Origin of the sequence: Pseudomonas sp. HMWF006 (assembly GCF_003061205.1) — a bacterium.
GTDB classification, from domain to species: Bacteria; Pseudomonadota; Gammaproteobacteria; order Pseudomonadales; family Pseudomonadaceae; genus Aquipseudomonas; species Aquipseudomonas monsensis.
The window spans coordinates 6,986-28,770 of the sequence record NZ_QAIU01000057.1 but is presented as its reverse complement, the minus strand read 5'-3'; the positions used below and the strand labels follow the sequence as shown (position 1 = coordinate 28,770).

Here is a 21,785-nt window from a genome sequence, read left to right as displayed (position 1 = left end):
GTGTTTCGAAGCCGGCGAGCATCGACAGCGTGGTGCTTTTGCCCGAGCCGCTGGAGCCGAGAAAGGTCAGGAACTCGCCGTCCTTGATGTCCAGCGAGATGTTGTCCACGGCGGCAAAGTCACCGTAGTGCTTGTTCAGGTTACGCAGGCTGACCAGGGGTTTGTCGTTCTGCTGGGATGCGTCTTTGATCACGGCACTCATGTCGTACTCCTGGGCGCTCAGGCGCTGATTTCGTTGCGCCGGCGCAGGGCGGCGGCGATCACCATGACCAACACCGACAGGCCGATCAGCAGCGTCGAAGCGACGGCGATCACCGGGGTCAGGTCCTGGCGCAAAGTGGTCCACATTTTCACGGGAAGGGTTTGCAGGGTGGGGCTGGCCATCATCACGCTGAGCACCACTTCGTCCCACGAAACGAGGAAGGCGAAGAGGGCGCCGGCGACCATTCCCGGACGGATTGCCGGGAACGTCACCTTGAACACTGCTTGCAGGCGCGAGGCACCGCAGATCACCGCGGCGTCTTCAATCGACTGATCGAACAGCTTCAGCGAGTTGATGATCGAGATGATGGTAAATGGCAGCGCGACGATCACATGGCTGACGACGAAAGCGAACATCGTCCCTGTGTAACCGAGCTTGAGAAACAGCGCGTATACCGCCACGGCGATGATCACCAGCGGCACGATCATCGGCAGGGTGAACAGGCCGTAGAGCATTTCCCGGCCAGGAAAACGCCCGCGTACCAGCGCAAACGCGGTCGGCAAACCGAGGGCCACCGCGCAGATCGTGGTCAGCACGGCCACCTTGAGGCTGGCCGCCGCGGCGTTCATCCAGTCGGCGTTGGAGAAGAACTGGCCGTACCATTTCAGCGTCCAGCCCGGCGGCGGGAACACCAGCCACTGCGAGGAGCCGAACGACAACAGGACAATGAACACGATCGGCAACAGCAGGAACAGACCGATCAGTCCGGTGGTTGCATACAAGCCGAAACGCATCCGCCGGCTCATGGCATTGGGAGTCAGGAGCATCTCGGCTTACCTCGCGTTGCTGGCGCCAACCGGGGACTCCGGCTGAAGCTTCAGGTAGAAGTAGAACAGCACCAGGGTGATCGCGATCAGCAATGCGGCGCCGGCACTGGCCAGGCCCCAGTTGAGGAACGATTGCACCTGCTGAATGATGAACTCCGGCAGCATCATGTTCTGCGCCCCGCCGAGCAGCGCCGGGGTGACGTAGTAACCGAGCGACATCACGAACACCATCAACCCGCCAGACGCCAGGCCCGGCCGACACAGCGGCAGGAACACCCGGAAGAAGTTGGTCCACGGGCTGGCGCCGCAGATCGAGCCGGCCTGCAGGATCATCGGGTCGATGGCCTGCATGGTTGCCTGCAACGGCAGGACGATGAACGGGATCATGATGTAGCTCATGCCGATCACCACGCCGGTCAGGTTGTGCACCATTTCCAACGGCTGATCGATGATGCCCATGGCCATGAGCGCCTTATTGATCACCCCCGAGGCTTGCAGCAGCACCAGCCACGAATAGGTGCGGGCGAGCAGGCTGGTCCACATCGACAGCAGCACGATGTTGAGGATCCAGCGCCCCCAACCGCGTGGCACCAAAGTGATCGCCCAGGCCAGCGGAAAGCCGAGCAACAGGCTGAAAATCGTCACCAGTCCGGCCACCGAGAAGGTGTTGAGCAGCACCCGGGCGTACGCCGAGTTGGCGAACAGTTGTTCATAGTTGCCAAGGCCCGGGGTCGGTTCGAGCACGCCGCGCAACAGCAGGCCAATCAGCGGCGCAAGAAAGAACAGGCCGAGGAACAGCAGTGCCGGTACGAGGTTGCCGGCGCCGCGCCAGCGTTGTTTGAGGGACGGGGCTTGCGCCATTGCACTCGCCTTGCCTGTGGCCGGACCGGCAGCGCTCGCGGCGCTCCCGGTGGCAGTGGAGGGACGGGACGCAGTGGCCGCCATTTTCATTTGACCAGCCATTCGTTCCACCGTGTCGCGATGGCTTGACCGTTCTTGGCCCAGTACGCGAAATCAAGAGTGATCTGATCCTTAGCGTAGGCAGTCGGCAGGTTCGGGGCCAGCACCGAGTCCAGGCGCGCCACGCTGTCGACGTTGACCGGGGCGTAGGCGGTCAGGTTGGAGAAGTCGGCCTGGCCTTTGGCACTGCTGGCGTTGGCCAGGAACTTCATCGCCGCGTCCTTGTTTTTCGAGCCCTTTGGAATCACCAGAATGTCGGCCATGACCAGGTTCTGCTTCCAGCTCACGCCGACTGGCGCGCCGTCTTCCTGCAGGGCGTGGATCCGACCGTTCCAGAACTGGCCCATGCTCGCTTCACCGGAGGCCAGCAGTTGCTGCGACTGCGCGCCGCCACCCCACCAGACGATGTCTTTCTTGATGGTGTCGAGTTTCTTGAAGGCGCGATCCAGATCCAGTGGGTAGAGCTTGTCAGCCGGCACACCGTCGGCCAGCAGCGCCAGTTCGAGCACGCCGGGGCTTGGCCATTTGTACAGGGCGCGTTTGCCGGGGTAGGTCTTGGTGTCGAACAGGGCGCTCCAGTCCTGGGGCTTGTTGGCGCCGAGTTTGCCCTCGTTGTAGCCGAGGACGAAGGAGAAGAAGAACGAGCCGACGCCGTAATCACTGACGAAACGCGGGTCGATCTTGTCGCGCTGGATGACTTTGAAATCGAGGGGTTCGAGCAGGCCTTCAGCCGCTGCGCGCAGGGCGAAGTCGGCTTCGACATCGACCACATCCCACTGCACGTTGCCGCTTTCGACCATGGCCTTGAGTTTGCCGTAGTCGGTCGGACCGTCCTGCACCACGGTGATGCCGCTGGCCTTGCTGAACGGATCGGCCCACGCCTGTTTCTGCGCATCCTGGGTGCTACCGCCCCAGCTGACAAAGTTCACACTCTCGGCGGCCATCGCGGCCTGGCCGGTCACGCTCAGCAGTCCCGCAAAAAGGATTGCGGTTGCAGCTTTGTTCAACACCATTTTTACGCCCTCATTGTTGTGTTTTTGAGCGGGCTTGCGTTGTTGCCCGCCTGTCGGGAGCAGTAGACGGGCGGTTTCAGGTCGTCCGGTCTATGGAATATCATATTATGGTATTCCAAACTTTGTGCAAGCACTTTGCCTTACCGGTTATCTGTTGATTATGGATTTTTGGATGTGCTCGGCATGAGATGAAGGGTGCACTGCAGATCCAGCCCCTCACCCCAGCCCTCTCCCAATGGGAGAGGGGAAAGGGGGCCGATCGGAGGCTGTTCAAAACCTGAGTTCGGCTCGGTATCTCAGGTCGATGGATAACGGGCCAACAACTCGGTCGGCTCCCTCTCCCTCGGGGAGAGGGCTGGGGTGAGGGCCGCTTCACTCAGTGAACGGAATACTCTCGACCACTTCCAGGTCATACCCCGTCAACCCCGCATACTTCAGCGGCGGCCCAAGATGCCGCAGCTTGCCAACCCCAAGGTTCTGCAGAATCTGCGCCCCGGTGCCCACCTCCGAATAGATCCGCGATTGCGAACGACTGAACTGTCGCGGCGGCTGAGTCAGTTGTGGCACGCGCTCGAGCAACGCCTGCGACGATTCGTGATTGGCCAGCACCACCACAACCCCATGACCTTCAGCCGCGACCCGTTGCAGTGCCGCCCACAGCGTCCAGTTGCTCGGCCCGCTGTATTCGGCGCCGACCAGATCGCGCAGTGGGTCGATCACATGCACGCGCACCAGCGTCGGCTCTTCACGGCGCAGATCGCCCATGACCATCGCCATGTGCACGCCACCCTCAATGCGATCCTCAAAGGTGATCAGGCGGAAGGTGCCATGCACGGTGGGCAACTCACGTTCGCCGATGCGTTCGATGGTGTGCTCGGTGCTCAGGCGGTAGTGGATCAGGTCGGCGATGGTGCCGATCTTGATCCCGTGCTTGCGCGCGAACACTTCCAGGTCCGGGCGGCGGGCCATGGTGCCGTCGTCGTTCATCACCTCGACGATCACCGAGGCCGGGGTGAAACCGGCGAGGCGTGCCAGGTCGCAACCGGCTTCGGTGTGGCCGGCGCGGGTCAGCACGCCACCTTCCTTGGCGCGCAGCGGGAAGATGTGGCCGGGTTGCACCAGGTCTTCGGCACGGGCGTCTTTGGCCACAGCGGCCGCGACCGTACGCGCGCGATCAGCGGCGGAGATGCCGGTGGTGACGCCAATCGCCGCTTCAATCGACACGGTGAACGCAGTGCTGAACACGCTGCCGTTGGCAGGCACCATTTGTTCCAGGCCCAGGCGTTGGCAATGCTCGTCGGTCAGCGTCAGGCAGATCAGCCCGCGCGCTTCGCGGGCCATGAAGCTGATCGCTTCGGGCGTGCAGCAGTCGGCGGCCAGCAGCAGGTCGCCTTCGTTTTCCCGATCTTCGTCATCGACCAGCAAGACCATTTTGCCGAGACGATACTCTTCGATGATTTCTTCGATGCTGTTGAAGGCCATGCTGGACTCTCAGGGTTCGTTGGAAATATATTGGTATACCATAATACAAAATCAACAAAGAGGTCACTATGAAGGCGTACTGGATTGCCCACGTGGATGTCGCCGATGCCGAGCACTACAGCCAATACACCCAGCGTGCGCCGCAGGCGTTCGCCGAGTTCGGTGCAAAGTTTTTAGCCCGGGGCGGGCGCAGCGAAGCGCTGGAGGGCAGGCCTACCCCTCAGCGTAGCGTGGTGATCGAGTTCGAGAGCTACGAGCAGGCGCTGGCGTGCTACCACTCGGCGGCGTATCAGGAGGCGAAACGTTATCGCGAGGAATGGGCGAGGGCGGAAATCATCATCGTCGAAGGCATCGCCCCACTCTAAGCAACACCACACCCCCTGTAGATACTCTGTTCGCGATAGCTTTTTATCAGTCAACATTTCCACCGACTGACACAGCGCAATCGCGAGCAGGCTCGCTCCTGCAAAGAACAGGCTGCGTGATCAGCGGATGAAGTGGATCTTGCCGCTGTCATCATTGCCCATGTAGATGCCATACACCCCGGCCTGACGCTCCTCGATATAACGCTCGAGGATCTGCCGGATCGCCGGGTAGTAGATCTGCTCCCACGGGATGTCTTCGGGGGCGAAGAATTTGTAGTCAAGGGTTTCCGGCCCATACTGCCCGGTAATCTCCAGCGCGATGGCGCGGAAGATGATGTACACCTCGCTGATCGTCGGCACGCTGAAAATCGAGTACGGCGAGATGATTTCCGCACGCACGCCGCTTTCTTCCCAGACTTCGCGCAGCGCCGCCTGTTCGGTGGTTTCGCCGCTTTCCATGAAGCCGGCCGGCAGCGTCCAGGTGCCCGGGCGCGGCGGGATCGCCCGTTGGCACAAGAGGTATTTGCCGTCCTGCTCGATGATGCAGCCGGCGATGATCTTCGGATTGACGTAGTGGATGTAGCCGCAGGCGCGGCACATCAGGCGCTCGTGCGTATCGCCCGGCGGCACCTGCTGACCGAGGTCAGGGCCACCGCATTTCGGGCAAAAGCTCGGGCTGAACATATCAGTGCCCTATACGCGGTTCTTTCAGCGCGATCGGCAGGGTGATGTTCGGCGTGGCGCCGGTTTCTTCCTGTTTGCGCTTGAGGTAGTCGAGGGCCACGGCTGCGGCGGCGCGTACGTGATCGACACAAGCCTGGTGCGCCGCCAGCGGATCTCCGCTCTTGATCGCCTCGACCATTTTTTCCATTTCGTGGTTACTCGCGCCGCGCCGGTTTTCCTGGGACACCGACGTCGCGCGCAGGTAGCTGATGCGCGCCTGCAACTGGCGCAGCTGCGTGGCTGCAACATGGTTGCCCGAGCCTTCGAGCAGTACGTCGTAGAAGCCCTGCACCGAGTCGATCACCTGTTGCAGTTCGCCGTCCTTGAGCGCCTTGCGGTTGTCGTCGAGGGCTTTTTCCAGGGCCTTGATGTCCTTGGCCTTGGCGCGCAGGGTGAACAGCTGGACGATCAGGCCTTCAAGCACACAGCGCAGCTCATAGATGTCGACCGCATCGGCCAGAGTGATGATCGCCACCCGTGGGCCCTTGGCATCGGCGAATTCCACCAGGCCTTCGGATTCGAGGTGACGCAAGGCTTCACGCACCGACGTGCGGCTGACACCGAGGCGGTCGCACAGATCGCGCTCCACCAGACGATCCCCTGGCATGAGCTGGAAATTCATGATCGCGCTACGCAGTTTATCCAGCACGATTTCGCGCAGGGTAACGGGGTTGCGATTGACCTTGAAGCTGTCGTCGAGTGGCTGGCGTTTCATGGGGTCCGCTCTTTAAGTTGGCTGTCCATGCCAGACGGGCATCTAAACAGCCGAGGGGTTAACTGGAGGCCTCGGCGTCGGCTTCGGCGAAGGCTTCACGGGCGAGCCGGAAACTGTCCACGGCTGCCGGGACGCCGCAATAAATACCGACCTGAAGCAGAATTTCGCGTATTTGCTCACGACTCAGGCCGTTACGCAAGGCGCCGCGCACATGCAGCTTGAGTTCATGCGGACGGTTCAGCGCCGAGATCATCGCCAGGTTGATCATGCTGCGCTCCTTGAGCGACAAGCCCTCGCGACCCCAGACATGGCCCCAGCAGTATTCAGTGACCATTTCCTGCAACGGACGGGTGAAGTCGTCGGCGTTCTCTATTGAACGCCGTACATAAGCTTCGCCGAGCACTTGCGTGCGGATCTTCAGGCCTTTTTCGTACTTTTCGTTATTCATCATTCCTCCTCACCACACCATCCCCTGTGGGAGCGAGCTTGCTCGCGAAAGCGTCATTACGTTCAACATTGATGTCGACTGACACTACGCCTTCGCGAGCAAGCTCGCTCCCACAGGGTTGTGCATTGTTGTCTCAGGCCAGGGTCGGCAACGGCCCGAGCTTGCCTTTGTGGTAGATCATCGGCGTCACCGGTTGCGCCGGCAGGATCAGGTTCTTTACCGAGCCAACGATGATCGCGTGGTCACCACCGTCGTACTCGCGCCACAATTCGCACTCGATGATCGCCGTGGCCTTGGCGAGGATCGGGTTACCGAGTTCGCTCAGGTGCCACTCTATGTTCTTGGCCTTGTCCTTGCCTTTTCCGGCGAAGGCGTAGGCCTCGGCGGTCTGGTCGGCGGACAGCAAGTGGATCGCGAATTTCTTGCTGTCGCGCAGCACCGGGTAGGTGTCGGAGGCGTAGTTGGGGCAGAACAGCACCAGTGCCGGATCAATCGACAGCGCACTGAAGGCGCTGGCGGTGATGCCGACGATGCCGCCGTCCGGGTCGAGGGTGGTGACCACCGTGACCCCGGACGGGAACGAGCTCATCACGTCTTTGTAAATGCCGGGTTCGATCATGTCGCGGTACTCCTAGCGCATCACAAACGGATCAGGCATCGGCGCCTGAGAGAGGTTGATCCACACCGTTTTCAGTTCGGTGTAGGCCAGCACCGAGTCGATGCCGCTTTCGCGTCCATAGCCACTGTTCTTGAAGCCGCCGATCGGTGCCATCGCCGACACCGCGCGGTAGGTGTTGACCCAGATGATCCCCGAACGCACGTCGCGGGCCAGGCGATGGGCGCGGCCCAGGTCGCGGGTCCAGATGCCGGCGGCAAGGCCAAACTGCGAGTCGTTGGCGATCGCCAGTGCTTCGGCTTCATCTTTGAAGCGAATCACCGAAGCCACTGGGCCGAAGACTTCTTCCTGCATGATCTTCATTGAGTTGCGGTCGCACTCGAACAGCGTCGGCTCGTAGAACCAGCCTTCACCGAGATCGGTCGGGCGCTTGCCGCCGGTGCGCAAACGCGCGCCTTCAGCGATGGCATCAGCGACCAGCCCTTCGACCACCGCCAGTTGTTGCGCGGTGGCCATCGGGCCCATCTCGCTGTGGTCCTCTTGCGGGTTGCCGATGCGAATGCGCTGAGCGCGTTCGACCAGTCGGTTGACGAATTCGTCGTAGATTTCGTCCTGCACCAACAGGCGCGAACCGGACACACAACTCTGCCCGGACGCCGCGTAGATCCCGGCAATCGCGCCGTTGATCGCGCTGTCCAGATCGGCGTCGGCGAAGATGATGTTCGGTGACTTGCCGCCCAGTTCCAGCGACAGCTTGGCAAAGTTTTCGGCGCTGCTGCGCACCACATGCCGGGCTGTGGCCGCGCCGCCGGTGAAGGCGATTTTGCGGATCAGCGGATGGCGGGTGAGGGCGGCGCCGGTGCTCGGGCCGTAACCGGTGACGACGTTGACCACGCCTGGCGGAATTCCGGCTTCGAGGGCCAGGCGTGCCAGCTCGAGGATGGTCGCCGAAGCATGTTCGGACGGCTTGATCACGATGGTGTTGCCGGCGGCGAGGGCCGGGGCCAGTTTGATCGCGGTCAGGTACAGCGGGCTGTTCCACGGAATGATCGCCGCGACTACGCCCATGGCTTCGTGCACGGTGTAGGCGAACAGATCCGGCTTATCCAGCGGCAGGGTGCCGCCTTCGAGCTTGTCGGCCAGACCGGCGGTGTAGTGGAAGAACTCCGGCAGATAGCCGACTTGGCCACGGGTTTCGCGGATCAGCTTGCCGTTGTCGCGGCTTTCCAGCTGCGCCAGTTGTTCCTTGTTCTCGGCGATCAAATCACCGAGACGCCGTAGCAGCTTGCCGCGTGCGGTGGCGGTGAGGCCGCGCCAGGCCGGGCTGTCGAAGGCCGTCTGCGCTGCTTGCACGGCGCGTTCGACGTCCGCTTCATCTGCGTCGGGCAGTTCGGCCCAGGCTTGCGCGCAAGCAGGGTTAAGGCTTTCGAAAGTCTTGCCGGAGAGGGCGTCGACCCATTCTCCGCCGATGCACATCTGGAAGCGTGCGAGTGTCATGCAACGATCCCCTTTATATGGTTTTGTCGGGCGTGTGCGTATTCGAGAAATTCCAGCAGCGTCTGGTTGACCAGGCGCGGCGACTCTACCGGCATCATATGCCGTTGCTCGGCCAGCACCGCAACCTTCGCACCGGGGATGCGTCGGGCCAGTTGCTCGGCCATTTCCGGGGTCGAACCCGGATCGAGCTCGCCAGTGGCGATCAGCGTCGGCGCCTGAATGCTGCCCAGGTCGTCGGCGCGGTACATGTCTTGGGTGGCGAACAGTTCGTAGGTGGTCAGGTAGCCTTGCGGATCATTGCCGGCCAGGGTCTGGCGGATCGCCGCGATCTGCGCCGGGTTGGCCGCTTGATATTCGCGGCTGAACCAACGCGACAGCGCCGCTTCGGCGTTGGCGTCAGGACCATGTTCGGCCGCTTGCGCGGTACGGGCGATCACGCCGGCACGCTGTTCTTCGCTGCGGTTGAACACGCTGTTCAACACCACCAGGCTTTGCAGGCGCTCCGGGTAATGCAGGGCAAAGGCCCGCGCAACCAGACCGCCCATGGAGAAACCGATCACCGCTGCCTGGGGCAGATTCAAGTGATCGAGCAACTCCAGCAACTGATCGGCGTAACCCAGCAGCGCGGTGCCGCTGGCCGGGCGCGGGCTGGCGCCATGGCCGAGCATGTCGTAGGCGATCACCCGGTATTGGCTGGACAGGCCGACAATCTGGCCGCCCCACATTTCTTTGTTCAGGCCCACGCCGTGGATCAAAACCACGGGCTGGCCTTGGCCGGTCGCCAGGTAACTGGTGCCCGCCGGGGTGAGTTCAGCGGTGAGCCGAATCATGGAGCGCTCCTGCAATGCCTTTTTATTGTGATTACTGGGCTTTTTCGGCAGCCAGTTCTTCCAGGTCGATGTAGCGGTTGCCGATGCGCGGGTGCAGGCGACCACCGTCGGCGCAACCGAGCACCACGACGATTTCGTCGGCACGCGGCGCGTCTTCGATCTGCATTTCCAGGGTGATGTAGTGCGAACGCTGGCCTTCGTCGTCCTTGTGCATCATCGGGATCTGAATCGAGGTGCCCGGACCGCCGCGCTTGTTGGTGAAGCTCAGGTAGCTCTTGGCCTTGACCGCTTCGCGGTAGTGGTTGCCGAAGCGCAGGGTGTGGATCACCGCGGAGGCGTGTTCGATCTCGCCGTCGGCACCGACCACAGCCGCTTTGCCGTAGGCCTCGATTTTTTCCGCACCGCCAATGATGCCGACCAGACGCTCGACCATCAGTGCGCCGAGGTCGGAGCAGTTGGCGCGGATCTGCGGCTTGAGGTCTTCAACGAAACCGTTGCCCACCCAAGGGTTCTTCATCACCACCGCCAGGCCGACCATGGTCACTGGCTTGTCAGCTGCCTTGCCGCCTTCGATAAAGGTTTCTTCGACATAGCTGACGATCTTGCGAATTTCGAAACTCATGAGCTGCTCCGTGGGGGATTGAGAGTGTCTGTGCGTCTGATGGTATACCATAATACCGATCGTGCAAGTCCCCTCGATGACTTTTGCCGCATCACCCCGGCGAATGGTCATGTATTCAAATCCCACAACCACCACCAACCCCTGTGGGAGCGAGCTTGCTCGCGAAGGCGGCGTAACGGTCACCCTCTTTATTGGCTGATCCACCGCTTTCGCGAGCAAGCTCGCTCCCACAGGGAAATTTATTCGTTACAGAGGGCCGCTTTCGGTTAACAAAAGATAACGTGGCGCCGATTGTCAGACGTTTCGAAAGCCCGATAGGATGAGCCAGCTTCCGAAGTGGCTCTGGATTGCGGGTTTCAGGACTATGCTTCTGACCAGCCGTCAGCGGAGCACACTTGCGGCGCCCTTGAAGGCCACATGGCCTAACAATAATAAATAGGGGAAGGTTTATGAGTCGTTGCCGCCCGCCGGCGTTACGCAACACCGCGTTGCTGGCCACAGCACTCTCGCTGCTGGGCTTTGCCACCTTGTCGGCACCTGTGAGCGCTGCCGAAGCGCCGGCCGACGTGGTTTACGCCACCGCATCAGCCAAAGCCGCGAAAAGCCTGATACTCGACGTCGTCCACGCCGGCACCCGGTTGGTGGCGGTGGGTGATCGCGGACACATTCTCTATTCCGACGATCAGGGCAAGACCTGGACCCAGGCCAAGGTGCCGACCCGGCAACTGCTGACGGCGGTGTACTTTGTCGATGACAAACACGGCTGGGCCGTCGGCCATGACGCGCAGATCCTTGCCAGCGAAGACGGCGGTCTGACCTGGAGCAAACAATTCGAAGACCTCAAACGTGAATCGCCGCTGCTCGACGTCTGGTTCAAGGACGTCAACAGCGGCATGGCCGTGGGCGCTTACGGCGCGCTGCTGGAAACCACCGACGGCGGCAAGCACTGGGAAGACGTCAGTGACCGCCTCGACAACGAAGACCAGTTCCACCTCAACGCCATTGCGGCGGTGAAGGATGCCGGGCTGTTCATCGTCGGCGAGTCGGGCAGCATGTTTCGCTCCGCCGACTGGGGCCAGACCTGGGAAAAACTCGAAGGCCCGTACGAAGGTTCGCTGTTCGGCGCGATCGGCACGGCGCAACCGCAGACCCTGCTGGCTTATGGCTTGCGCGGCAACCTCTATCGCTCCACCGACTTCGGCAGCACCTGGGAGCAGGTCGAGCTGAAAGCCGCACGCGGTGCGCTGGAATTCGGCCTGTCCGGCGCGACCCTGCTCGAAGACGGCTCGATCGTGATCGTCGGTAACGGCGGTTCGGTGATCAGCAGCAGCGACAACGGCGAAACCTTCAGCGTGTTCAACCGCCCGGATCGTATTTCGCTGTCATCGGTCACCGCTGCCGGTGACGGCAACCTGATTCTGACCGGGCAGGGCGGTGTCCACACCACGCTGCCGAACGGTGCCGAGATCAATAATAAGAAGGCGGGGCTATGACTTCCTTGATCACTCCTCAGCAGGACAAGGCGACGTTTCTCGAACGCCTGATTTTCAACAACCGCCCGGCGGTGATTCTGATCTGCCTGGTGGTGAGTATTTTCCTGTTCTGGCAGGCCACGCTGATCCGGCCGTCCACCAGTTTCGAAAAAATGATCCCGCTCAAGCATCCGTTCATCGAGAAGATGATGGAGCACCGCAACGATCTGGCGAACCTGGGCAACACCGTGCGCATTTCGGTGGAGGCCAAGGACGGCGACATCTTCTCCAAGGAGTACATGGAGACCCTGCGGCAGATCAACGACGAGGTGTTCTACATCTCCGGCGTCGACCGTTCTGGCCTCAAGTCGCTGTGGAGCCCGAGCGTACGCTGGACCGAAGTGACCGAAGAAGGTTTTGCCGGTGGCGAAGTGATCCCGCAGAGCTACAACGGTTCTCAGGACAGCCTCGACCTGCTGCGCAACAACGTGCTCAAGTCCGGGCAAGTCGGGCGTCTGGTGGCCAACGACTTCAAGTCGAGCATCGTCGATATCCCGCTGTTGGAGTCCTACCCGGACCCGGAAGACCAGGGCAAGTTGCTGGCCCTGGACTATCGCAAGTTCTCCCATGAGCTCGAAGACAAGATCCGCAACAAGTTCGAAGCGCAGAACCCCAACGTCAAGATCCACATCGTCGGTTTCGCCAAGAAGGTCGGCGACCTGATCGACGGTCTGGTGATGGTGGTGCTGTTCTTCGGCATCGCCTTCGTCATCACCCTGATCCTGCTGCTGTGGTTCACCAACTGCCTGCGCAGCACCATTGCGGTGTTGAGTACGACGCTGGTCGCGGTGGTCTGGCAGCTTGGCTTGATGCACTTCTTCGGCTTCGGACTCGACCCGTATTCGATGCTGGTGCCGTTCCTGATCTTCGCCATCGGTATTTCCCACGGCGTGCAGAAGATCAACGGTATCGCCCTGCAATCGAGTGAGGCCGACAACGCCCTGACCGCCGCGCGGCGCACCTTCCGGCAACTGTTCCTGCCGGGGATGATCGCGATTCTCGCCGACGCGGTGGGCTTCATCACGCTGCTGATCATCGACATTGGCGTGATTCGCGAACTGGCCATCGGCGCGTCAATCGGCGTGGCGGTGATCGTGTTCACCAACCTGATCCTGCTGCCGGTCGCCATTTCCTATGTCGGCATCAGCAAACGCGCCATCGCCAAGAGCAAGAAAGACGCGAACCGCGAACATCCGTTCTGGCGCCTGCTGTCGAACTTCGCCAACCCGAAAGTCGCACGCATCTCGGTGGTGCTGGCACTGATCGCGTTCGGCGGCGGCCTCTGGTACAGCCAGAACCTGAAAATCGGCGACCTCGACCAAGGCGCGCCGGAGCTGCGGCCGGACTCGCGCTACAACAAGGACAACAACTTCATCATCAACAACTATTCGACCAGTTCCGACGTGCTGGTGGTGATGGTCAAGACCAAGGCTGAAGGTTGCTCGCGCTTTGAGGCCATGGCGCCGATTGATGAGCTGATGTGGAAGATGCAGAACACCGAGGGCGTGCAGTCGGCGATCTCGCTGGTGACGGTGTCCAAGCAGATGATCAAGGGCATGAACGAGGGCAACCTGAAATGGGAAACCCTGTCACGCAACCCGGACGTACTGAACAACTCGATTGCCCGCGCCGATGGCCTGTACAACAACAGTTGCTCGCTGGCGCCAGTGCTGGTGTTCCTCAACGATCACAAGGCTGAAACCCTGGATCGCGCGGTGCATGCGGTGCAGGAATTCGCCAAGGCCAACAACAAGGACGGTCTGGAGTTCATTCTCGCGGCCGGTAACGCCGGGATCGAAGCGGCCACCAACGAAGTCATCAAGCAGGCCGAGCTGACCATCCTGATCCTGGTGTACATCTGCGTGGCGGTAATGTGCATGATCACCTTCCGTTCGTGGGCGGCGACGCTGTGCATCGTCCTGCCGCTGGTGCTGACCTCGGTACTCGGCAACGCGCTGATGGCGTTCATGGGCATTGGCGTGAAGGTCGCGACCTTGCCGGTGGTGGCACTGGGTGTGGGGATTGGCGTGGACTACGGCATCTACATCTACAGCCGCCTGGAAAGTTTCCTGCGCGCAGGGTTGCCGTTGCAGGAAGCCTATTACCAGACCCTGAAATCCACCGGTAAAGCCGTGCTGTTCACTGGTTTGTGCCTGGCCATCGGCGTGTGCACCTGGATCTTCTCGGCGATCAAGTTCCAGGCCGACATGGGGCTGATGCTGACCTTCATGCTGCTCTGGAACATGTTCGGCGCGCTGTGGCTGCTGCCGGCACTGGCGAAGTTCCTGATCAAGCCGGAGAAACTGGCGGGGCAGAAGGGCAATTCGCTGTTTGCGCATTGATCTGAAGGGCTGAAACGACAAAGCCGCAACCTTAGGGTTGCGGCTTTTTTTGTGGCTCAAGATCAACAGCCCCTCACCCTGGCCCTCTCCCGGAGGGAGAGGGGACTGACCGAGGTGTGCGGCTTGATACATCGACCTGAAACACCGAGTCGATTATGGAATCACAGCAAATCGTTCGACTTGAGATGTCGAGTCGGTTATGGATTCACAGCAGATCGTTCAAGTCGGCGTAGTTCTTAAATATCCCCCAATCGGTCCCCTCTACCTCTGGGAGAGGGCTAGGGTGAGGGCAGAAGATCTCAAGTCTTAAGTAAGTTCAGCGCCAAGCACAGCACTCAATGCGCTGCGAGCATCATCCAGTTGCACCAACGTCGCATGCCGAGCACCAAGGGCATCACGATTCTCAATCGCCGTCAAAATCGCCTTGTGCCGAGGCAACGCCAATTCATGCAGATTCGGCCGCTGATTCGAGTGCTTCAACGCCTCGGCAATCGCCACCGACAACATGTTGCACAGGTTCGCCAACAGATCATTGTGCGTCGCATCGGCAATCCGGCTGTGGAAGTCGAGGTCCGGTTGCAGCAAGGCTTCCGGTGTCGGCGCCGCTTCCATGCGCTGGTAAGCCTCACCAATCGCCGCAATGTCGGCCTCGGTCGCATGCTGGGCGGCGAGGGCGGCAGCGGCCGGTTCGATGATGCTGCGCACGCTGGTCAGCACATTGAAGAATTCGTTCTGCGGGCTGCTCTGCATCAGCCAGTGCAGCACGTCCGGGTCGAGCATGTGCCATTCGCGGCGCGCTTTGACGACGGTTCCGACCCGTGGTTTGGAATACACCAGACCCTTGGCCACCAGCACCCGTGTGGCTTCGCGCAACACCGGCCGGCTGACCGCGTATTCCTCGCAGAGCAAGGCTTCGGCGGGCAGTTTGTCGTCGGGCAAAAAGCGTCCGGAGACGATCTGCATGCCCAGTTCCTGGACAATGCGCGAGTGCATGCTTTTACGGTCGGAAGGTTTGCGGTAATCCATGGGGAGCGGGGCAATCCTGAGCGATGGAGATGCCGCGCATCATAGCAGGCACGGCACAATCTTGAGGCGGGTAAAGAACAACTGTGGGAGCGAGCTTGCTCGCGAAAGCGATGGATCAAACAACATTACAGTTGAATGTACCGCCGTCTTCGCGAGCAAGCTCGCTCCCATAGGGATTTGTGTGATCAGTGAGAATGGCGCGGCACTTCAGCCCCTCGGCAACCGACCAGGAAGTCAAAGTCGCAGCCCTGATCCGCCTGCAGCACATGGTCGATGTACAGCTGACGGTAGCCGCCCACCAGCAGTTGCTGCGGTGGCTGCAGATCGGCCATGCGCGCCGCCAGTTCGGCATCCGGAATGTCCAGATGCAAACGCCCGGTGGCGCAATCGAGTTCGATCCAGTCGCCTTCCTGCACCGCCGCCAGAGGCCCGCCGGCCGCCGCTTCCGGGGCCACGTGCAAAACCACCGTGCCGTACGCCGTGCCACTCATGCGTGCATCGGAAATGCGCACCATATCGGTCACGCCCTGCGCCAGCAGCTTGGCCGGCAAGCCCATGTTGCCGACTTCGGCCATGCCCGGATAACCCTTCGGCCCGCAGTTCTTCATCACCAGAATCGAGTTGGCATCCACGTCCAGCTCTGGATCGTTGATCCGCGCCTTGTACATGTCGAAGTTCTCGAACACCACGGCGCGGCCGCGATGTTGCATCAGTTCCGGGGTGGCGGCGGACGGCTTGAGCACGGCACCGAGTGGCGCCAGGTTGCCGCGCAACACGCAGATGCCGCCGTCGGCGCGGATCGGGTTGTCGAGAAGACGGATCACTTCGTCTTCACCGTAAATCGGCGCGTCCTTGGTGTTTTCGCCCAGTGTCTTGCCGTTGACGGTCAGCGCGTTCGGATTGGGAATCAGATTGGCCTCACCGAGACGGCGCAGCACCGCCGGCAAACCACCGGCGTAATAAAACTCCTCCATCAGGAAACGCCCGGACGGTTGCAGGTCGACGATAGTCGGCGTACCGCGCCCGATACGCGTCCAGTCGTCCAGATCCAGTTCGACGCCGATGCGGCCGGCGATGGCTTTCAAGTGGATCACCGCGTTGGTCGAGCCGCCGATCGCCGCGTTGACCCGAATGGCGTTTTCGAAGGCCTCCTTGGTGAGGATCTTCGACAGTTTCAAATCCTCACGAACCATCTCCACCGCGCGCATGCCGGACATGTGCGCCAACACATAACGCCGCGCATCCACCGCCGGAATCGCCGCGTTGTGCGGCAAGGACGTGCCGAGTGCTTCGGCCATGCAAGCCATGGTCGATGCCGTGCCCATGGTGTTGCAGGTGCCCGCCGAGCGTGACATGCCGCCCTCGGCCGCAAGGAAATCGTCGATGGTGATGGTGCCGGCCTTGACCTGTTCGCTCAGTTGCCAGACCACCGTGCCGGAACCGATGTCCTTGCCCTTGTGCTTGCCGTTGAGCATCGGCCCGCCAGTGACGACGATGGCCGGCACGTCGCAGCTGGCCGCGCCCATCAGCAGCGCCGGGGTGGTTTTGTCGCAACCGGTCAGCAACACCACCCCGTCAATCGGGTTACCGCGAATTGCTTCTTCAACGTCCATGCTCGCCAGGTTACGAGTGAGCATGGCGGTGGGGCGCAGGTTCGATTCGCCATTGGAGAACACCGGGAATTCCACCGGGAACCCGCCGGCCTCGATCACCCCGCGTTTGACGTGCTCCGCGATCTGGCGGAAATGCGCGTTGCACGGGGTCAGTTCCGACCAGGTGTTGCAGATGCCGATGATCGGCTTGCCGTGGAACTGGTGGTCGGCGATGCCCTGATTCTTCATCCAGCTGCGGTACATGAAGCCGTTCTTGTCGGCAGTGCCAAACCATTGGGCCGAGCGCAGGGTGGGTTTCTTATCAGACATGATCGATTCTCTTATTGTATGACTATAGTGTTCCAGCTTCGGCTTAACATAAGCGCAAAATCGGCCATTTGGAAGTGTTGTTGGGTAATTAGTAATACTATATAGTCGTTTTCGACAGGGGGATGGCCCTGGCGGTTTTCAGTGAGAGGCGTCCCCTGAGGTTCTATAAAAACAACAATCGGAGACCGACCCCATGAGCCAGGAATTGCGGCTTATTCGCCGCATCACGCTGAAACTGATTCCCTTCCTGATCCTGCTGTACCTGATTGCCTACGTGGATCGCTCCGCCGTCGGCTTCGCCAAGCTGCACATGGGCGCCGATATCGGCATTGGCGATGCGGCCTATGGCCTGGGTGCCGGGCTGTTTTTCATTGGTTACTTCCTGCTGGAAATCCCCAGCAACCTGATGCTTGAACGCTTCGGCGCACGGCGCTGGTTTGCGCGGATCATGATCACCTGGGGTGCGATCACCATCGGCATGGCCTTCGTTCAGGGCCCGCACAGTTTCTACGTCATGCGTTTTCTGCTCGGCGCGGCGGAGGCGGGCTTCTTTCCCGGCGTTCTCTACTACATCACCCAATGGTTCCCGGTGCGCCATCGCGGCAAGATCCTCGGCCTGTTCATCCTCTCCCAACCGATCGCGATGATGATCACCGGCCCGGTGTCCGGCGGCTTGCTGGGCATGGATGGCATCCTCGGTCTGCACGGCTGGCAGTGGTTGTTCATCGTCATCGGTACGCCGGCGATCCTGCTGACCTGGCCGGTACTGCGCTGGCTGCCGGACGGCCCGCAGCAGGTGCAATGGATGGATCAAAGCGAGAAAGACTGGCTGACCGGCGAGCTGAAAAAGGATTTGCAGGCATACGGCCAGACCCGTCACGGCAACCCGTTGCATGCCTTGAAAGACAAACGCGTGTTGCTGCTGGCGCTGTTTTATCTGCCGGTGACCCTGAGCATTTATGGCCTCGGTCTGTGGTTGCCGACGCTGATCAAACAGTTTGGCGGCAGCGACCTGGTGACCGGTTTCGTCTCATCGGTGCCGTACATCTTCGGCATCGTCGGCCTGCTGATTGTGCCGCGCAGTTCTGATCGGATGAACGATCGCTACGGCCACTTGGCGGTGCTCTATGTGTTGGGTGCGATCGGCCTGTTCCTCAGTGCCTGGCTGTCGGTGCCGTTGGCGCAACTGGCGGCGCTGTGCCTGGTGGCATTTGCGCTGTTTTCCTGCACGGCGGTGTTCTGGACATTGCCGGGGCGGTTCTTCGCCGGCGCCAGTGCGGCGGCAGGGATCGCGTTGATCAATTCGGTGGGCAACCTCGGCGGCTATATCGGGCCGTTCGTGATCGGGGCGTTGAAGGAGTACACCGGCAATCTGGGTTCGGGGTTGTATTTCCTCAGCGGGGTGATGGTGTTCGGCTTGATGTTGACCGGTGTGGTTTATCGCGTGCTTGAACGCAAGCATGTGCTGCCAGCCGACCAATTTGCCGCCAGCGCACGCGGCGCCACCCGAACCTGAATGCTGGAAGCGACGCAAATCCCTTGTGGGAGCGAGCTTGCTCGCGAAGAGGCCATCACATTCAACATTGTGAGTGACTGAGACACCGCTTTCGCGAGCAAGCTCGCTCCCACAGGGGATCTGCGGTGTTTTTTAGAGGGAATAGGAGAAAATCATGCATCTGGTTCAATTCGAATTAACCAACGGCGAACGCCGCGTCGGCGTGGTCGACAACGGTCTGGTCCGCGAAGTGCGGGACGCCCGCAGCGTGCGCGATCTGGCGCTGGCCGCGATCGAAGCCGGCGCGACCCTTGAGCAGCATGTGCACACGCTCGGCCTCGGTGGCAGCCATGACTATGCGCAGTTACTCAAGGACCTGCGCATCCTGCCTCCGCTCGATCACCCGGACCCGGCGCACCTGCTGGTCAGCGGCACCGGCCTGACGCACCTGGGCAGCGCCTCGGCGCGGGACAAGATGCACCAGCAGGCTGGCGACGAAGCGGCGATGACCGACACCATGCGCATCTTCAAATGGGGCGTGGAGGGCGGTAAACCGCAAACAGGGCAGGCCGGCGTGCAGCCGGAATGGTTCTATAAAGGCGATGGCAGCATCGTCGTGCGTCCGGGCCAGCCATTCCCGCTGCCGCCATTTGCCGAGGACGCCGGCGAAGAACCGGAGATGGCTGGCCTCTACGTCATCGGCCACGATGGCAAGCCTTATCGCGTGGGTTTCGCGGTCGGCAACGAATTCTCCGACCACGTCATGGAACGCAAGAATTACCTGTACCTCGCGCATTCGAAATTGCGCAGCTGCAGCTACGGCCCGGAACTTCGCACGGGTGAATTGCCTCAACATCTGGCAGGCACCAGTCGCATCCTGCGCGACGGCGAAGTGCTGTGGCAGAGCGAATTTCTCAGTGGCGAGGCCAATATGTGCCACAGCCTCGCCAACCTCGAGTACCACCACTTCAAATACAGCCAGTTCCTGCGTCCGGGCGACGTGCACATTCATTTCTTCGGCACCGCGACCCTGTCGTTCGCCGATGGCATTCGCAGCCGGCCGGGCGATGTATTTGAAATCAGCCAGGCCGACTTCGGCGCTCCGCTGGTCAACGGTATCGCACCGGTTGCAGCGGCATTTCAACCGAACAGCATCGGCACCCTTTAAGGAGATCCCATGACGCAGATTCTCGGTCACAACTACATCGGCGGTCAGCGCAGCGCGGCTGGCGACATCAAACTGCACAGCGTTGACGCCACGACCGGTGAAAACCTGCCCTACGCATTCATCCAGGCCACCGAGCAGGAAGTCACTGCCGCCGCCCAGGCCGCTGCGGCGGCGTACCCGGCGTACCGCAGCCTTAGTGCTGAACGGCGTGCACAGTTTCTCGACGCGATCGCCGATGAACTGGATGCGCTCGGTGATGATTTCGTCGCGCTGGTCTGCCGGGAAACCGCATTGCCCGCCGGACGTATTCAAGGCGAGCGCGGACGCACCAGCGGGCAGATGCGTCTGTTCGCCAAAGTCCTGCGCCGGGGTGATTTTTACGGTGCGCGCATTGACCTGCCGTTGCCGGATCGCCAGCCACTGCCGCGTCCGGATCTGCGCCAATACCGTATTGGTCTCGGCCCGGTAGCGGTGTTTGGCGCAAGCAACTTCCCCCTGGCGTTTTCCACCGCCGGCGGCGACACCGCGGCGGCACTGGCCGCCGGTTGCCCGGTGGTATTCAAGGCCCACAGCGGCCACATGGCCACGGCTGAGCGAGTGGCCGATGCGTTGATCCGTGCCGCAGAAAAAACCGCGATGCCGGCCGGCGTATTCAACATGATCTACGGTGGCGGCGTGGGTGAGTGGCTGGTCAAGCACCCGGCAATTCAGGCGGTAGGTTTCACCGGTTCGCTCAAGGGCGGACGTGCGCTGTGCGACATGGCCGCTGCGCGTGCGCAACCGATTCCAGTGTTCGCCGAGATGTCGAGCATCAACCCGGTGATCGTCCTGCCGCAGGCACTGGCCGAACGCTCGGAAACGGTCGCCCGTGACCTGACCGCTTCGGTGGTGCAGGGCTGCGGTCAGTTCTGTACCAATCCCGGTCTGGTCATTGGTATTCGTTCGCCGCAGTTCACGGCTTTCGTGCAGCAGGTCGGCGCCTTGATCGGCGATCAACCGGCGCAAACCATGCTCAACGCCGGCACCCTTGGCAGCTACGGCAAAGGCTTGCAGAAGCTGGCCGCGCATCCCGGCATCGAGCATCTGGCGGGTAATCCGCAGCAGGGCAATCAGGCGCAACCGCAGTTGTTCAAGGCTGATGTCAGCCTGTTGATCGACGGCGACGAAGTGCTGCAGGAAGAAGTGTTCGGCCCGGCCACGGTGATCGTCGAGGTCGCGGACAAAGCGCAACTCAGTGCCGCGTTGAACGGCTTGCACGGGCAACTGACGGCGACGATTATCGGCGAGCAGGCGGATTTCGAACGCTTCCCGGAACTGACGCCGTTGCTCGAGCAAAAGGTCGGGCGGATCCTGCTCAATGGTTATCCGACCGGTGTCGAGGTGTGCGATGCGATGGTGCATGGCGGCCCATACCCGGCGACGTCCGATGCCCGCGGCACCTCAGTCGGCACGCTGGCCATCGACCGTTTCCTGCGCCCGGTGTGTTTCCAGAACTACCCCGACAGCTTGCTGCCGGAGCCACTGAAAAACGCTAACCCGCTGCGCATTCAGCGCTTGGTGGATGGCAAGCCTTCACGCGATGCGTTGTAACTGAAAGCGGATATCCCTGTGGGAGCTGGCTTGCCAGCGATGAGGACGGCACCTTCAACATTGATGTGTCTGACACATTGCTATCGCTGGCAAGCCAGCTCCCACAGGGTTCTGCGCCCACAATGAGCTATCATTGCCGGTTTTCCCCCTGAAAGACTTGATTGCCATGACTGCCCAAACCCTTCTCAACGCCCTCGAACACTGCGGTATGGTGGAAATCGACGGCCTGCATGCCTTCGAATTCGCCCTCGACGAAGACGACAACCTGCACATCGAATGCATCGACGGCCGCGCGGCCAAGCATTGGGAGTTCACGCCGGCGCAGGTTGCAGCGGCGACGTTTGACGAAGACCTGCAGAGCTGGTTGATCGTTGGCTATGCCAGCGACACCAAAACCACTGGCGAACACC

The 21,785-nt window shown here is 61.3% G+C and carries 21 protein-coding genes; 7 read left to right on the top strand and 14 right to left on the bottom strand.

The window, feature by feature from the left end:
• From DBR24_RS02285 to ribBA, 5 genes are all read right to left on the bottom strand, one after another.
• The coding region (locus tag DBR24_RS02285) for an ATP-binding cassette domain-containing protein (RefSeq protein ID WP_128613774.1) at positions 1 to 202 on the bottom strand (202 nt) is incomplete at its 3' end.
• Positions 203 to 219: 17 nt separating this feature from the next.
• Positions 220 to 1,029: an ABC transporter permease gene (locus tag DBR24_RS02280; protein WP_025111627.1), complete on the bottom strand. Its 810-nt coding sequence runs from the start codon at positions 1,027 to 1,029 to the stop codon at positions 220 to 222.
• 6 nt (positions 1,030 to 1,035) lie between these two features.
• A complete protein-coding gene (locus tag DBR24_RS02275) occupies positions 1,036 to 1,980 on the bottom strand; it encodes an ABC transporter permease (protein ID WP_177490400.1) in 945 nt (314 codons plus the stop codon).
• Complete coding sequence (locus tag DBR24_RS02270; protein ID WP_127652449.1) at positions 1,977 to 3,002, bottom strand: ABC transporter substrate-binding protein; 1,026 nt, start codon at positions 3,000 to 3,002, stop codon at positions 1,977 to 1,979. The genes DBR24_RS02275 and DBR24_RS02270 overlap by 4 nt, the downstream gene beginning before the upstream one ends.
• Positions 3,003 to 3,374: 372 nt before the next feature.
• Positions 3,375 to 4,484 carry a bifunctional 3,4-dihydroxy-2-butanone-4-phosphate synthase/GTP cyclohydrolase II gene (gene ribBA, locus DBR24_RS02265; protein ID WP_128613772.1) on the bottom strand — a complete coding sequence of 370 codons (1,110 nt, stop codon included), beginning with the start codon at positions 4,482 to 4,484 and terminating at the stop codon, positions 3,375 to 3,377.
• 68 nt (positions 4,485 to 4,552) lie between these two features.
• Between ribBA and DBR24_RS02260 the strand changes: the two genes are divergently transcribed.
• A complete protein-coding gene (locus DBR24_RS02260) occupies positions 4,553 to 4,849 on the top strand; it encodes a DUF1330 domain-containing protein (RefSeq protein ID WP_128613771.1) in 297 nt (98 codons plus the stop codon).
• A gap of 120 nt (positions 4,850 to 4,969) precedes the next feature.
• Here DBR24_RS02260 and DBR24_RS02255 read toward each other — a convergent pair whose 3' ends face one another.
• From DBR24_RS02255 to DBR24_RS02225, 7 genes are all read right to left on the bottom strand, one after another.
• Positions 4,970 to 5,533 (bottom strand): NUDIX hydrolase, encoded by a 564-nt coding sequence (locus DBR24_RS02255; RefSeq protein WP_123467979.1) that lies wholly within the window; start codon positions 5,531 to 5,533, stop codon positions 4,970 to 4,972.
• Between the two features lies 1 nt (position 5,534).
• Entirely contained in the window at positions 5,535 to 6,287 is a 753-nt protein-coding gene (locus DBR24_RS02250) for a GntR family transcriptional regulator (RefSeq protein ID WP_116256671.1), read from the bottom strand.
• Positions 6,288 to 6,345: 58 nt separating this feature from the next.
• Entirely contained in the window at positions 6,346 to 6,735 is a 390-nt protein-coding gene (locus DBR24_RS02245; RefSeq protein WP_128613770.1) for a carboxymuconolactone decarboxylase family protein, read from the bottom strand.
• Positions 6,736 to 6,868: 133 nt separating this feature from the next.
• Positions 6,869 to 7,354 carry a flavin reductase family protein gene (locus DBR24_RS02240; protein WP_128613769.1) on the bottom strand — a complete coding sequence of 162 codons (486 nt, stop codon included), beginning with the start codon at positions 7,352 to 7,354 and terminating at the stop codon, positions 6,869 to 6,871.
• Positions 7,355 to 7,366: 12 nt separating this feature from the next.
• Positions 7,367 to 8,848, bottom strand: a complete 1,482-nt coding sequence (locus DBR24_RS02235; RefSeq protein ID WP_128613768.1) for an aldehyde dehydrogenase — start codon at positions 8,846 to 8,848, stop codon at positions 7,367 to 7,369.
• Positions 8,845 to 9,678 carry an alpha/beta fold hydrolase gene (locus DBR24_RS02230; RefSeq protein WP_123467987.1) on the bottom strand — a complete coding sequence of 278 codons (834 nt, stop codon included), beginning with the start codon at positions 9,676 to 9,678 and terminating at the stop codon, positions 8,845 to 8,847. Before DBR24_RS02230 ends, DBR24_RS02235 begins: the two co-directional genes overlap by 4 nt.
• A 31-nt stretch (positions 9,679 to 9,709) precedes the next feature.
• The gene (locus DBR24_RS02225) at positions 9,710 to 10,300 is read right to left on the bottom strand and encodes an amino acid synthesis family protein (protein ID WP_128613767.1); all 591 of its coding nucleotides are present in this window, start codon (positions 10,298 to 10,300) and stop codon (positions 9,710 to 9,712) included.
• A 449-nt stretch (positions 10,301 to 10,749) separates the two neighbouring features.
• Here DBR24_RS02225 and DBR24_RS02215 point away from each other — a divergent pair, with 449 nt between their 5' ends.
• Together DBR24_RS02215 and DBR24_RS02210 are read left to right on the top strand one after the other, a co-directional pair.
• Complete coding sequence (locus tag DBR24_RS02215; RefSeq protein WP_123467993.1) at positions 10,750 to 11,793, top strand: YCF48-related protein; 1,044 nt, start codon at positions 10,750 to 10,752, stop codon at positions 11,791 to 11,793.
• On the top strand, positions 11,790 to 14,174 hold the full coding sequence (locus DBR24_RS02210; RefSeq protein ID WP_123467995.1) for an RND family transporter: 2,385 nt from the start codon (positions 11,790 to 11,792) through the stop codon (positions 14,172 to 14,174). The genes DBR24_RS02215 and DBR24_RS02210 overlap by 4 nt, the downstream gene beginning before the upstream one ends.
• 306 nt (positions 14,175 to 14,480) lie before the next feature.
• Here DBR24_RS02210 and DBR24_RS02205 read toward each other — a convergent pair whose 3' ends face one another.
• Together DBR24_RS02205 and DBR24_RS02200 are read right to left on the bottom strand one after the other, a co-directional pair.
• On the bottom strand, positions 14,481 to 15,200 hold the full coding sequence (locus DBR24_RS02205) for a FadR/GntR family transcriptional regulator (protein ID WP_123467997.1): 720 nt from the start codon (positions 15,198 to 15,200) through the stop codon (positions 14,481 to 14,483).
• Positions 15,201 to 15,385: 185 nt separating this feature from the next.
• Positions 15,386 to 17,122 (bottom strand): IlvD/Edd family dehydratase, encoded by a 1,737-nt coding sequence (locus tag DBR24_RS02200; protein ID WP_123467999.1) that lies wholly within the window; start codon positions 17,120 to 17,122, stop codon positions 15,386 to 15,388.
• Positions 17,123 to 17,315: 193 nt separating this feature from the next.
• On the opposite strand from DBR24_RS02200, the gene DBR24_RS02195 reads away from it, so the two are divergent.
• The 4 genes from DBR24_RS02195 to DBR24_RS02175 all read left to right on the top strand — a co-directional run.
• Positions 17,316 to 18,638, top strand: coding sequence for an MFS transporter (locus DBR24_RS02195; protein ID WP_128613765.1), 1,323 nt, complete (start codon positions 17,316 to 17,318; stop codon positions 18,636 to 18,638).
• A gap of 154 nt (positions 18,639 to 18,792) precedes the next feature.
• Positions 18,793 to 19,785 carry an AraD1 family protein gene (araD1, locus tag DBR24_RS02185; RefSeq protein WP_128613763.1) on the top strand — a complete coding sequence of 331 codons (993 nt, stop codon included), beginning with the start codon at positions 18,793 to 18,795 and terminating at the stop codon, positions 19,783 to 19,785.
• Positions 19,786 to 19,794: 9 nt separating this feature from the next.
• On the top strand, positions 19,795 to 21,375 hold the full coding sequence (locus DBR24_RS02180) for an aldehyde dehydrogenase (NADP(+)) (RefSeq protein ID WP_128613762.1): 1,581 nt from the start codon (positions 19,795 to 19,797) through the stop codon (positions 21,373 to 21,375).
• A gap of 166 nt (positions 21,376 to 21,541) precedes the next feature.
• Positions 21,542 to 21,785: DUF5629 family protein (locus DBR24_RS02175; protein WP_256591244.1), on the top strand; the 244-nt coding region annotated here is incomplete at its 3' end.